The sequence below is a fragment of the Neisseria sp. RH3002v2f genome, assembly GCF_014596375.1.
GTDB classification, from domain to species: domain Bacteria; phylum Pseudomonadota; class Gammaproteobacteria; order Burkholderiales; family Neisseriaceae; genus Neisseria; species Neisseria cinerea.
Genome location: NZ_MAYZ01000021.1, coordinates 1 through 13730 on the forward strand (window position 1 = coordinate 1; position 13730 = coordinate 13730).

The following is a 13730-nucleotide window of genomic DNA, read 5'->3' on the forward strand; positions in this document are numbered from 1 at the left end:
AGATGTGTATAAGAGTCAGGGCTTGGACGGTGCGCGGCTGACAGTAACCAAAGGCAGCGAAGTGAAGGACGAGATTTTGAAGTTTTACGAAATCCTGATGCAGTTCAACCCGAAACTCTTGGGCGGCAAGCTGCCGGATAACGGGTTCTTCTTGGCTTAAACGAACGAGGAGGGAGGCCGTCTGAAAATAATGGAGTAGCCATGAAATCTGCCTTGTCATTTTCAAACGGCCTATCAGGACATTATCAGCAGCGTAGGTCGGGTTCTTGAACCTGATATCTTGGCAAAACGGGGCTGTCGGATACGAGTATCCGACCTATTTTTTTCAGACGGCCTGCGCGTCCAAACACTCGCCACCATCGCTGCTGTCCGCAACTTATTGGAAAGCAGACAAACCCCGCCGCCCGGATATAGCAAATGCTGCAAAGCTTGTTTGCTGGTAGAGATCTGCCAGCCGGAGTCGTTGGGAAAACGGGATAGATCAAAGAATTATATTGAGGAACTATTTTTATAAGAAACACAATTAATATTAATATTAGGTAGATAAATTATGTTAAGAGCTTATTATGGTAAAAGTATTACTGATTTCATCCAAGAAGATGATTTAAATATTTTGGGTACATTAGCTAAAAATCATGGCTATCAAACACTAGAAAAATCGCAACAAAATGCATGGGAACGGCAAATTACCATTTTAAAGTCACAATTAGCAGAACTAACTGGTTATATTTATTTTGAATTTTCAATTCCAAGAATGGGGAAGCGTGTTGATAATATTGTAATTCTTGGAGATAAGATTTTTTTGCTAGAGTTTAAAATTGGCAGCGAACAATATGATAAGCATGCCATTGACCAAGTAATTGACTATGCGCTTGACTTACGAAATTTTCATGAAGGTAGTCATTATGCAAATTTAATTCCTATATTGATTGCAGAGAAAGCGCCAATTCTTGAAAATAATTTTCAGACAGCACAAAATCTAGATCAGGCAATTTTATTGAATGCGCAGAATTTAAATGAGTTTTTCAAACCTTATGATTCAAGCAGTCTGATGGATGTTTTAGCTTGGGAGCAATCTCCATACAAACCAACACCTACCATTATTGAAGCGGCACAAGCACTTTATCAAAATCATGATGTTGCAGAAATTACGCGTTCAGATGCTGGTGCAAAAAATTTATCAGCTACGACTAATTGCATTAGTAACATTATTGAGCAAGCTAAACAAGGGAATAAAAAAGCTATTTGTTTTGTTACTGGTGTTCCAGGTGCAGGGAAGACATTGGCTGGACTCAATATTGCTAACCAGCGTTTAAAAGTAGCAGAAAATGAGCATGCTGTTTTCTTATCAGGAAATGGCCCGTTGGTACAAGTTTTACAAGAAGCTTTGGCAAGAAATAGAGCCATTAAAAATAAAATCAAAAAAGAAACTGCACTAAAAGAAACTAGAGCATTCATTCAAAATATTCATCACTTTAGAGATGAATATTTGAAAAATTCACAGGCACCAACTGAAAAAGTTGTGGTATTTGATGAGGCGCAACGTGCATGGAATCAACATCAAACCCGTAAATTTATGAGCCAGAAGCGTGGACGGCCAAATTTTAATCAGTCTGAACCAGAATTTTTGATTGAGGTAATGAATCGCCATCAAGATTGGTGTGTAATTGTTTGCTTGATTGGAGGAGGGCAAGAAATCAACACGGGAGAGGCGGGTCTTATTGCCTGGATGCAAGCTTTACAAGCTTCTTATCCAGATTGGCAGGTGCATTATTCTAATTTAATTGTCAATCAAGACAATTACTTACAAGATACTGCAATAAAAAACTGGTTATCTACGACAGGCGTTGAGCAAAACCATTTACATCTAGCTACTTCAGTGCGTTCGTTTCGGTCAGAAAAAGTTTCGGCATGGGTACACGCATTATTAGATATGGATGAGCAAGCTAAGTCACTTTGGAAAGAAATTCAAAGCAATTATCCTATTGTACTTACAAGAGATCTGCAAAAGGCTAAAGCATGGGTGAAGGCACAAGCTAAAGGAAGTGAGCGTTATGGCTTGGTGGCTTCATCTGGGGCACGCCGTCTGAAAGCATTGGGGGTACATGTCAAAAGTGAAATTAACGTAGCCAATTGGTTTTTAAATCCCAAATATGATGTGCGCTCCTCTTATTTTTTAGAAGATGTGGCAACAGAGTTTGATGTTCAAGGACTTGAGCTTGATTGGGTATGTCTGGCTTGGGGAGAAAATTTCTATTATCAGGGTAACCAGTGGTACTACCAATCCTTTAAAGGGTGCAAATGGCAAAATATCAATAAAGAAGAAGATAAACAGTTTACCCAAAATGCTTATCGAGTTTTATTAACAAGAGCAAGGCAGGGCATGGTAATCTGGATTCCGGAAGGTAGTGAAAATGATAACACTCGTCAAAAAAAGTTTTATGATGGGACATATCAATACTTAAAATCTATCGGTATAGATGAATTGGTTTAACTGTAAATACAGTGTGTTTAAATTAAAACCTAAAGAATTTCCCCATACGCAAACTGCAAAACACGTTCTATATCACCACCAAAGGTAGTTATCTGCATCAAGGAGTAGGAGCATAAGAAAGTCGTCTGAAAAGAACTTATGGTGTTTGTCCGATTGTCCACCCAACTTTTCAGACAGCCTATCATCTCCAAACCATCACTATGAACCAACACCCAAACCATGATTAAAACCGACAAAATCCGCAAACCGCAGCCTGCGGTGTTTTACATCATCGACTACCTTTGGAGCGGCTTTGCCGGTCTGAGTGTGGCGATGGTGGTGGTGGCGTTGTGGGCGTGGGGCAGTGCCGTATTTGGTGAGTTTATGCTGCCTGCGCCGGTAGAGGTGTTTCAAAAGTCTTTGGATTTATTGAAACATTTTCAGGAAAACGAAATCGGAATTTCGCTGTGGCGGTCGGTAGTGGGTATTTCGGTTGCGCTGGCGGCGGGATTGGCGGCGGGGCTGGTAGCGGGCAGTTTTAAGACGGCGATGGCGTTGCTCAAGCCTGTGATTACGGTTTTGTTGGCGATGCCGCCGATTATTTGGGTGGTGATGGCGTTGTTTTGGTTCGGTTTCGGCAATCCGAGCGTGTTGTTTACCATCATTGTGTTGGTTGCGCCGCTGACGTTTGCGAGTGCGGCGGTCGGGATGGCGAGCGTGAACAAGCAGTATGAGGAATTGTTTGACGCTTATAAATTAGGCCGTCTGAAAAAAATCCGCTATCTGTATATCCCGCATCTGACGGGCTATGTGATTTCCAGTATTGGTGTTGCGGTGGCGATGGGAGTGAAGGTGGTGATTATGGCGGAACTCTTGGGCGCGAGCGAAGGCGTGGGCGCGCGGATTGCGGATGCGAGGGCGATGCTGGAGACTTCGACGGTGATGGCTTATGTGGTGTTGGTTATCGTGTTTGTGTCGCTGTTTGAATACCTGATTACCAAGCCTTTGGAAATTTTGTTTATGCCGTGGAGAAGATGATGCTCTGTCTTGAAAACGTGCGTTTTGAAATTCTCCGCGACCCCATCGTGCGCGATTTCAGTTTGAACCTGCAACATGGCGAAGTGAAGGCTTTATTCGGACCGAGCGGCTGTGGTAAGACGACGGTTTTGCGGCTGATTGCGGGCTTGGAAACGCCGAAATCGGGCACGATACGCAATACTTTTCGTAAAACGGGTTTTCTGTTTCAGGAAAACCGCCTACCGGAAAACTTGACCGCGATGCAGAATATCGCGATTTTTATGGACAAACCCGATGAAGGCGAAATCATCGCGCTGGCGGCGAAAGTCGGGCTGACTGTGGGCGATTTGAACAAATATCCGACCGAGTTGTCCGGCGGCATGGCGAAACGGGTGGCGTTTTTGCGCCTGCTGCTGTGCGGTTGCGACCTTGCTTTGCTGGACGAGCCGTTTGTCGGTTTGGACCGCGATTTGCGCGATATTTTGGTCGCCATGCTGGTGGAAAAAATCGAGCGGCAGGGCATGGCGTGTATGCTGGTGACGCACGACCGCTTCGAAGCCGCGCGCCTGAGCCATGAAATTATGCTGCTTTCCGCTAAGGGCATGAACGTGCAAAACGTGATAACCCTGCCCACGCCACTGTCCGAACGCGATTCGGCTTTTGAAGAAGCCGTGGTGGCAAGGGAGTTTCAGGGGATTCATTATTATGAATAAATTTTTTACCCACCCCATGCGGCCGTTTTTCGTCGGCGCGGCGGCACTTGCCATACTCGGCGCGCTGGTGTTTTTCATCAGCCCCAGTGCCATCATTTTGCACCGCCAAATCTTCTTAGAACTCATGCTGCCTGCTGCATACGGCGGTTTCCTGACTGCAGCCATGCTTGATTGGACGGGCTATCAAGGCCGTCTGAAACCTGTCTCTACTTTGATGGCAGCACTACTGCTCGCCGCATCCACCATACTGCCCTTTTCTCCGCAAACCGCCTCGTTTTTCGTCGCCGCCTATTGGCTGGTATTGCTGCTGTTCTGCGCCTGGCTGATTTGGCTCGACCGCAATACCGACAATTTCGCCCTGCTGATGCTGCTTGCCGCGTTTACCGTTTTTCAGACGGCCTATGCCGTCAACGGCGATTTGAACCTGTTGCGCGCGCAAGTGCATCTGAACATGGCGGCGGTCATGTTCGTATCCGTCCGCGTCAGCGTCCTTCTAGGTGCGGAAGCCCTCAAAGAATGCCGTCTGAAAGATCCTGTATTCATCCCCAACGTCGTCTATAAAAACATCGCCATCACCTTCTTGCTGCTGCATGCCGCCGCCGAACTTTGGCTGCCTGCGCAAACCGCCGGTTTTACCGCGCTCGCCGTCGGCTTTATCCTGCTCGCCAAGCTGCGCGAACTGCACCATCACGAACTCCTGCGCAAACACTACGTCCGCACCTATTACCTGCTCCAGCTTTTTGCCGCCGCAGGCTATTTGTGGACAGGCGCGGCGAAATTGCAAAACCTGCCCGCCTCCGCCCCATTACACTTAATTACCCTCGGCGGCATGATGGGCGGCGTGATGATGGTATGGCTAACCGCCGGACTGTGGCACAGTGGCTTTACCAAGCTCGACTACCCCAAACTCTGCCGCATCGCCGTCCCCATCCTCTTCGCCGCCGCCGTCTCGCGCGCTGTTTTAATGAACGTGAACCCGATATTCTTCATCACCATTCCTGCAATTCTGACCGTCGCCGTGTTTGTGCTTTATCTCTTTACGTTCGTACCGATCTTTCGGGCGAATGCGTTTACAGACGATCCGGAATAAAAATGCCGTCTGAAACGGTTTCAGACGGCATCAGATTGCCAATAATCAAGCCTCCTGCGGATCGACATCCACCGACCATCGGATTTTGCCGTCGCGGTTTTGCTGCAACACCTGCACCCACAAACTCACGGCGCGGTGCAAATCCTGTCGGGACGGGGATTCGAGGAAGATTTGCGCGCGTTCGCGTTCGGCGAGGCGCACCATCAGCATGGGGGCGGCGCCGAACTGGGAGACGCTTTCGGGCAAAAGCGGGGCGAGGGTTTCTTTGGCGGCGTTGAGAAACTCCATCGCATCGGCAACGCGCGGCGCGTCGGCGCGGACGGCGGTCTGGAAACCGAAGGGCGGCATGGCGAACATTTGCCGCTCGTTCAATTCGTTTTCGGCAAACACGGCGTAGTCCTGCGCTTTGACGGTGGCGAAGACGGGATGTTCGGGCAGTTGGGTCTGTATCAGCACCTTGCCGGGTTTGTCGGCGCGCCCCGCCCTGCCGGACACTTGCATCAGCTCGGCAAACAGCCTTTCCGGTGCGCGAAAGTCCGCGCTGTACAGGCTGCCGTCGGCGTTCAACACGATAACGAGGTTGAGCCGCGCGAAATCATGGCCTTTGGCGAGCATCTGCGTGCCAACCAGAATGTCGATTTCGTTGTCAGCGATGCGGCGGTACAAATCCGCCCAGTCGTTTTTGTGCGCCGTGCTGTCCCTATCGACGCGGACAACGGTTGCTTTCGGCAGGAAGGCGCGCAGGGTTTCTTCGACGCGCTGCGTGCCGTGGCCGACGGCGGTCAGGTCTTGGTTGCCGCAGTCGGGGCATTTGAACGGGATGGGTTCGCGGTGGTCGCAGTGGTGGCAGCGCAGTTGGCGGGCGCGTTGGTGCAGCACCATTTTGGCGGAGCAGTTCGGGCAGCCGAAGGTATGGCCGCAGTCGCCGCAAAACAGCGCGGGCGCGAAGCCGCGCCGGTTGAGGTACACCAACGACATGCCGCCCGCCTCAAAATTCTGTTTCAAAAGCTGCAAGGCTTGCGGCGAGAAGCCGTTGTCGAGTTTCAGACGGCCTACGTTGAGGATGTCCACTTGCGGCAGTTGTGCGGCGGTATGGGCGCGTTCGGTCAGTTGCAGCAGGCGGTACGCGCCGCTTTGCGCCTTGTGCCAGCTCTCCAGGCTGGGCGTGGCGCTGCCCAACACAACGGGGCAGCCGCTCTGCTTCGCCCGCCACACCGCCAAATCGCGGGCGTGGTAGCGCAATTCGTTGTCTTGTTTGAACGAGCCGTCGTGTTCCTCATCGACCACAATCAGCCCGACATCATCCATCGGTGTGAACACCGCCAGCCGCGTGCCGATCACCAGCTTCGCCTGTCCCAACATCGCGCGCAGATAATCCTGCGTGCGCTTGCCTGCCGCCATCTGGCTGTGCAACACGGCAGTCGGCACGTCGGCAAACCGGTTTCCCACCCGCTTCAAAAGCTGCGGCGTGAGGTTAATTTCGGGCAACAGAAACAACACCTGCCGCCCCTGCGCCAACACTTTCGCCATCGCATCAAAATACACTTCGGTCTTGCCGCTGCCGGTGATGCCGTAAAGCAGAAACGGCTGGAAGCTGCCGAAGGCCGTCTGAATTTCATCGGAAGCCTTCTGTTGGTCGGTATTCAACACAAATTCAGAGTGCGAAGCCTGCCCGTGGTACGGCCTCAATACAGGCTTTGCCGCTTCCATCGTTTCAATCCAACCCTGTTCCGCCCAATCCTCAATCAATTTTGCCGCCTGCGCGTTCACCTGCTTCAACGCCGCCATCGTCATCCCGCCCGACAGCAGCGCACTCCACAAAGCCGCTTTTTTGTTGAACCGCGCCGGCGGCGGCGTTTGCGCCCTGCCCGCTTCGTTCAGCGCGTAAAACAACGGCGGCTGCGGCATTTCCACCGCGCGCGTTTCCTTCAAACCCTGCGGCAGCGCGGCAAACACCGCCTGCCCCGTCGGATAGTGGTAATAACGCGACGTAAACGAGAGCAAATCACGCCAGCTTTCAGGCAGCGGCAGCTCATCTGAAAAGGTCGTCTGAATACTCAAAATCCGCGCCGTATCCATATCCGGCGCAATATCCGTTTCCCACACAATCCCGACCACAGTCTTGTTGCGGAAAGGCACAAGCACCCGCGTTCCCTGTGGCAGCGGCTCGGAATGGGAATAAGTCAAAAGGCCGTCTGAAAGCGGCACGTTTACAGCGATGCGGTGGTAAACCATGGCAGAAACATCCAACAAGATTTGCGTATTTTAACAGCCGTACGGTATTTTCAGACCATAATTTGAGACAAGGCAGGATGTGTTTCATATCATGCTTTGATAGAATAGCCCAATTTCACTCACTTTATTTGTACCTATGCAAAAGACTTTCGTTAAAACGCTCGCCGCGTTGACATTACTGCCGCTGATGGCGTGCGGTCAAACCCCAGTTTCCAATGCTGCCCAAACGCCTGCAACCGCGCAAAAACCGGCACAGGGCAATGTTGCCGAAAACCTCAAAGCACGCCTTGAAAAAGCCTATGAAGCCCAAGACCTGAAAGTCTTGAGTGTTGGTGAAACACCGATTCAAGGGCTTTACGAAGTCGTTATCAGCGGCAAACAAATCATCTACACCGACGCTCAGGGCAACTATATGATTGTCGGCGACCTTATCGACATTAATTCCCGCAAGAGCCTGACCGATATGCGCGCGGCCGATTTGAACAAAATTGATTTCGCTTCCCTGCCTTTAGATAAAGCGATTAAAGAGGTTCGCGGCAGCGGCAAGCTGCAGGTTGCCGTCTTCTCGGATCCGGACTGCCCGTTCTGCAAACGTCTGGAACACGAATTCGAAAAAATGACCGACATCACGATTTACAACTTCATGATGCCGATTGCCAGCCTCCACCCGGATGCGGAACGCAAAGCACAAATCCTTTGGTGCCAACCCGACCCTGTCAAGGCATGGACAAACTGGATGCGTAAGGGTCAGTTCCCGAGCGGTAGCGGCGACTGTGAAAATCCAGTTGCGGAAACTACTTCCTTGGGCGAACAGTTCGGATTCAACGGCACGCCGACCGTCGTTTTCCCCAACGGACACACTCAAAGCGGTTACAGCCCCATGCCCCAGCTGGAGGAAATCATCCGCAAAAACCAGAAATAACCCTATAACGCAAAAGGCTTGGAACCGTGTTCCAAGCCTTTTTTACGGGAAATGCCGTCTGAAACCGGAAGACAAACCCAAACCGGTTCAGACGGCATTCTGTTCAATAATCCTCAATCTTGTGCCAATGCATCGATCGGATTGAGTTTGGCTGCTTTATTGGCAGGCATAAAGCCGAACACCACACCGATGGCGGTCGAGCAGGCAACCGCGCCGACAACGGACATGATGGAAATGTCCATCGGAAAGTCTGTCACAAAATGGTTGAACACAAGGCTGATGGCTGCAGACAGTCCGATACCTGCCAAACCCCCTATGATGCAGATGAGCACTGCCTCAATTAAAAACTGCTGCAAGATATTGCCGCGCCGCGCGCCGATTGCCATGCGCACGCCGATTTCTTTGGTACGCTCGGTAACGGACACCAACATGATATTCATCACACCGATACCCCCTACCACCAGCGAAATCAATGCGATAGAAGAAATCAGCAGCTTCATGGTTCCGGTCGTGCTTTCGACCATCTTCATGATGCTGTCACTGTTGTTCATAAAAAAATCTTCCGTGCCGTGCCGCACTTTGAGAAGCTCGGTCAATCCTTTCTCGGCAACCTGGGTATTGGCATTGTCTTTGATTTTCACGGTAATGGAATTGGTATGGCTCTCTCCGGTAATTTGATGCATCACGGTCGTATAGGGCGACCAAAGCATCAAGGCTTCAGAATTGCCGAAAGAGTCTTCGTCTTTCTTCATAACGCCGATAACGGTCAGGGGTCGTTTCCTGAACAAGACGGTTTTGCCCAACGGGTCTGAATCCGCAAAGAGTTTGTTTTTGACATTTTGGTCAATAACAACGACTTGAGCGTCTTCTTTCACATCGTTTTCATCAAACAACCTTCCCGTTTCCAACTTCAGTCCGAGTACGTCGAAATATTGTTCCCCCACGCCGTACAAAGAAGCGGTCAGGTCGGTATTGCGGTAAGTCAACGTACCGCCTGATGTGGTCTGAGGGGTAACGGAAGCGACATAGCTTTGTTTGGCAATGATTTTTGCGTCGTCCACAGTCAGGGTTTTAATCCTGCCGCTGCGTCTGTCGCCGAACCCCCTCCCGGGGAAGATGCTGATGGTGTTCGTCCCCATCGAACTGATGTCTTCAAGGATTTTTTTCTGCGAACCGTTGCCCAGTGCGACGACGGAAACAACCGAAGCGATACCGATGATGATGCCGAGCATGGTCAGCAGCGAACGCATTTTGTGCGCCATAATCGCCTGCACCGACATTCTGAAGGCTTCGACAAACTGACCGTAATAAAACGACCAGGAAGCTTTTTCTTTGATACTTTCTACACTGCCTGCGGGAATATCGGTTTGTTTCGATGTATCGGAAATAATTTCCCCGTCTCGGATTTCGATAACGCGGTTGGCATTGGCAGCGATACCGGGATCGTGCGTGACCATAATGACGGTATGCCCGCCTTCGTGCAGCTTGTGGATGATTTCCATCACATTTTTACCGCTGGCGGTATCCAATGCACCGGTCGGTTCGTCGGCAAAGATGATTTCGCCGCCATTCATCAACGCGCGGGCGATGGAGACACGCTGCTGCTGACCGCCGGAAAGCTCTCCGGGTTTGTTGCCTTCTTTGCCTTCCAAACCCAAATCCTGCAAAAGCTTCTCCGCACGCACGGAACGCTCTTTGCCCCCCACGCCCATATAAACAGCCGGCAATCCGACATTATCCCGTGCCGTCAACGAACTCAACAGGTTATAGCGTTGGAAGATAAAGCCGAAACGTTCTCGGCGCAATGCAGCCAGCTCGTCCGGCTTCATTTCGGCCGTTTCAAGGCCGCCGATCCGATATGAACCGGAACTGGCCGTATCCAGACAACCGAGGATGTTCATCAGCGTGGACTTTCCCGAACCGGACTGCCCGATAATGGCAACAAAATCACCTTTCTCTATCGACAGGCTGATGTCTTTCAAGACATGAACGCGGTTCTCGCCGCTGCCGAAATAGCGGTTGATGTTTCTACATTCGATCAAACTCATAATATTCCGTAAATCAGTATGATAAATGCCGTCTGAAACGGCCTGCCTGTTTTCAGACGGCATATCTGCCTGTCAGCGTGGAGGACCCTGCATGGCACGCTCGCTGCTTTCCTGTTGCTCGGCTGCCGTCATTTCGGAGATAACCACTTTGTCCCCCTCTTTCAAACCGCTTTTTACTTCGGTATTCATACTGTCTTTCATACCGGTCCGGATTTCGCGCTCCACTGCTTTGCCGTCCGCACCCAACACGCGTACGAACGCCTTGCCGCCGCGTTTTTTGACTGTCAGCGACGGGATGATCAGCACATTTGCCACTCGGTTGATTTCAACCGTATTCTGAGTCGTCATACCGATAGCAAGCTTGCCGTCCGGATTCGGCACAAGTGCGCGGGCATAATAATAGACTGCACTGGAAGTCGTATCCGTACTGCTGTTGTAGCCGCCCAACGACATGGCGGTCAGTCCCGGATCGACACTGTCGAGCTTCGCCTTAATCGGCGTATCCGGCTCCGACAAAATCGTAAACGTAATATCCTGACCGGCCTTTACCTTGGTAATATCACCCTCGGCAATCTGCATTTTGTTCAACATCATATCCAAATTAGCCAGCTGGACAATCGTCGGTGTAGACTGCACCGCGTTCACAGTCTGTCCCTCTTCCACAGGAATCGCCACCACCGTGCCGTCCATCGTTGCAGTAATGCGCGTGTAACCCAATTCCGATTCGGCAGTATTGATAGAAATTTTGGTCTGCCTGATTAAAGCCTTCAGCTCGGTGGCATTGGCCCTTGCGGCGGCCAGCGCATCTTGTGCACTTTCCAAATCTTCCTTAGAGGTCGCATCATCTTTCCACAACGCTGCCTGACGCTTATATTTCTTCTCCGCGCTGCCCAATGCAATCTGTGCCGACACCAGCTTTGCCTGATACGTTTCCAATTTGGATTTTTCCATATTGAGCGTATTGGTCTGCGAGGTCGAATTGATTACCGCAATCAAATCACCTTTTCGGACATGCTGCCCGAGTTTGACATAAAGCTTCTTAATCTGCCCCGATGCCTGGGCACCGACCGATACCAGATTCGACGGCGAAATCTCACCCGTTGCCGAGACCGTCTGCCCGATGTCTCCGCGCCTGACCGTTTCCGTAATATAAGAAACCTGCGGTTCGGGCTTCAGATAAGACCATCCGCCCCAAACTGCCGCAGCAACCGCAGCAAGCGCCGCCCATTTCATCATCTTTGCCATATTTTCAATTCTCTGTGTACTGCAATTTTATAAACCGGATACGGATTCTACCGCAAGCCCCCCGGCGCGCCCAGTGAGCAAAGCGCCAAAAATATAAATAAATATTTGTTTTTAATGATTTATGCAAATAATTTTCCAGAAAATTTCAATCTGTTTACATATACCGCCATCTCCCTTACAGCGGTATAATGCCACCGACAAACAACCCGATGGAAACCATTTGCCATGAGAACCGTTCAAAAAGGCTTCACGCTGGCCGAACTGATGATTGTCATCGTCATCCTCAGCATTCTCACACTCATTGCCTATCCCTCCTATCAATACTACGTCCGGCGCGTCCGACTGACGGAAGTCAGGACGACCCTCCTGCACAACGCGCAGACCATGGAACATTTCTACCGCCAAAAAGGAACGTTTGAAAACTACGACCAAACAAAATTGGAACAAAACACATACTTCGATATTACTTTAGGCAAAGTAAGTTCCGACCACTTCACCCTTGAGGCAACCCCCAATACAGCCAACAATGGGGAGACCTGCGTCGTTACGCTCAACGACGGCGGTATCATTGCCGCTTCTGGTACAAACCAATCCTGCCCCGGCTTTGACTGACCGGCTGTTGCAATCGGCATTGTGCCTAAACCATCTATAAAAATGCCGTCTGAAACTGTGTTCAGACGGCATTTTTACGGGTTTGCCCCATCCGGTTTTTCAAACTTGAAACCTGCCGCCCCCGCATCCGACAACCGCCACGATGCCGTATCTCCTCAGTTGTTATAATATAACATATAATCCATATTTTTCAATAACATACCATTTGACCCGCAAGATGCGGAAGCGTATGCTTATCCTTATATCGGACAACATTCCGTTTACAGGTTTTTTTACCGTAACTAAGGAGCGCAATCATGAAAATGCATGCTGTGGTAGTAAATAAAGATGTAGCAGGTGATGTAGAAGTTGTTGAACGCGAACTGCGTCCGCTGGAATACGGCGAGGCGTTGGTGGAAGTCGAGTATTGCGGCGTGTGCCACACCGACTTGCACGTTGCGGCAGGCGATTACGGCGAAAAACCGGGTCGCGTGTTGGGACACGAAGGCATCGGTTTGGTTAAAGAGGTTGCCGACGGTGTGAAAAATCTGAAAGTCGGCGACCGTGTCAGCATTGCATGGCTGTTCCAAAGCTGCGGTTCTTGCGAATACTGTAATACCGGCCGCGAAACCTTGTGCCGCTCTGTATTGAACGCTGGCTATACTGCCGACGGCGGCATGGCGACCCACTGTATCGTGAGTGCCGATTACGCGGTCAAAGTCCCAGAAGGCTTGGATCCTGCGCAAGCTTCGAGTATTACTTGTGCCGGTGTAACCACTTATAAAGCCATTAAAGTTTCCGGCGTTCGTCCGGGCCAATGGATTGCGATTTACGGCGCAGGCGGTTTGGGCAACTTGGCGGTTCAATACGCGAAAAAAGTATTTGGCGCACACGTCGTCGCCATCGACATCAACGATGAAAAACTGGCTTTTGCCAAAGAAAGCGGCGCAGATTTAGTCATCAACGCTGCCAAAGAAGATGCCGCCAAAGTGATTCAGGAAAAAACCGGCGGTGCACACGTAGCCATTGTTACCGCCGTATCCGCCGCCGCATTCAACTCCGCTGTGGACTGCGTCCGCGCAGGCGGTCGCGTCGTCGCCATTGGCCTGCCGCCCGAATCTATGGACCTGTCCATTCCTCGTCTGGTCTTGGACGGCATCGAAGTGGTCGGCTCTTTGGTCGGTACCCGCAAAGATTTGGAAGAAGCATTCCAATTCGGCGCAGAAGGCTTGGTTGTGCCTAAAGTCGAGTTGCGTGCTTTGGATGAAGCGCCTGCCATCTTCCAAGAAATGCGCGAAGGTAAAATTACCGGCCGTATGGTAATCGATATGAAAAAAGAATGCGGCTGCGGCCATCACCACTGATTTGACGTGGCGATACACATCGAAATGCCGTC

At 50.6% G+C, this 13730-nt stretch carries 11 protein-coding genes and 1 pseudogene; 9 read left to right on the forward strand and 3 right to left on the reverse strand.

The window, feature by feature from the left end; all coding sequences use genetic code 11:
- Positions 1-322: 322 nt before the first annotated feature.
- The 5 genes and pseudogenes from BBW69_RS05165 to BBW69_RS05185 form a co-directional block, all read left to right on the forward strand.
- Positions 323-514: pseudogene (locus BBW69_RS05165) on the forward strand (CRISPR-associated protein Cas4); the annotation flags it as partial.
- A gap of 36 nt (positions 515-550) precedes the next feature.
- Positions 551-2494, forward strand: coding sequence for a DUF2075 domain-containing protein (locus BBW69_RS05170; RefSeq protein WP_188210640.1), 1944 nt, complete (start codon positions 551-553; stop codon positions 2492-2494).
- A gap of 219 nt (positions 2495-2713) precedes the next feature.
- Positions 2714-3511 (forward strand): ABC transporter permease, encoded by a 798-nt coding sequence (locus BBW69_RS05175; protein ID WP_188210641.1) that lies wholly within the window; start codon positions 2714-2716, stop codon positions 3509-3511.
- Positions 3511-4203, forward strand: coding sequence for an ATP-binding cassette domain-containing protein (locus BBW69_RS05180; protein WP_188210755.1), 693 nt, complete (start codon positions 3511-3513; stop codon positions 4201-4203). The genes BBW69_RS05175 and BBW69_RS05180 overlap by 1 nt, the downstream gene beginning before the upstream one ends.
- Entirely contained in the window at positions 4196-5293 is a 1098-nt protein-coding gene (locus BBW69_RS05185; protein WP_188210642.1) for an NnrS family protein, read from the forward strand. Before BBW69_RS05180 ends, BBW69_RS05185 begins: the two co-directional genes overlap by 8 nt.
- Before the next feature lie 45 nt (positions 5294-5338).
- Here the strand turns inward: BBW69_RS05185 and BBW69_RS05190 are convergent, their stop codons facing one another.
- A complete protein-coding gene (locus BBW69_RS05190; protein ID WP_188210756.1) occupies positions 5339-7528 on the reverse strand; it encodes a primosomal protein N' in 2190 nt (729 codons plus the stop codon).
- Between the two features lie 136 nt (positions 7529-7664).
- Between BBW69_RS05190 and BBW69_RS05195 the strand changes: the two genes are divergently transcribed.
- Positions 7665-8450, forward strand: coding sequence for a DsbC family protein (locus BBW69_RS05195; RefSeq protein ID WP_107859370.1), 786 nt, complete (start codon positions 7665-7667; stop codon positions 8448-8450).
- Positions 8451-8563: 113 nt separating this feature from the next.
- Here BBW69_RS05195 and BBW69_RS05200 read toward each other — a convergent pair whose 3' ends face one another.
- Together BBW69_RS05200 and BBW69_RS05205 are read right to left on the reverse strand one after the other, a co-directional pair.
- Positions 8564-10498, reverse strand: a complete 1935-nt coding sequence (locus BBW69_RS05200) for a MacB family efflux pump subunit (protein WP_188210757.1) — start codon at positions 10496-10498, stop codon at positions 8564-8566.
- Positions 10499-10570: 72 nt separating this feature from the next.
- Positions 10571-11743: a MacA family efflux pump subunit gene (locus BBW69_RS05205; RefSeq protein WP_188210643.1), complete on the reverse strand. Its 1173-nt coding sequence runs from the start codon at positions 11741-11743 to the stop codon at positions 10571-10573.
- Positions 11744-11968: 225 nt separating this feature from the next.
- Between BBW69_RS05205 and BBW69_RS05210 the strand changes: the two genes are divergently transcribed.
- The 3 genes from BBW69_RS05210 (at position 11969) to adhP (ending at position 13698) form a co-directional block, all read left to right on the forward strand.
- Positions 11969-12355, forward strand: a complete 387-nt coding sequence (locus BBW69_RS05210; protein ID WP_107959870.1) for a type IV pilin protein — start codon at positions 11969-11971, stop codon at positions 12353-12355.
- A gap of 42 nt (positions 12356-12397) precedes the next feature.
- Entirely contained in the window at positions 12398-12523 is a 126-nt protein-coding gene (locus tag BBW69_RS10050; protein ID WP_255489357.1) for a hypothetical protein, read from the forward strand.
- Positions 12524-12651: 128 nt separating this feature from the next.
- Positions 12652-13698: an alcohol dehydrogenase AdhP gene (adhP, locus tag BBW69_RS05215; RefSeq protein WP_188210644.1), complete on the forward strand. Its 1047-nt coding sequence runs from the start codon at positions 12652-12654 to the stop codon at positions 13696-13698.
- Positions 13699-13730 lie beyond the last annotated feature (32 nt).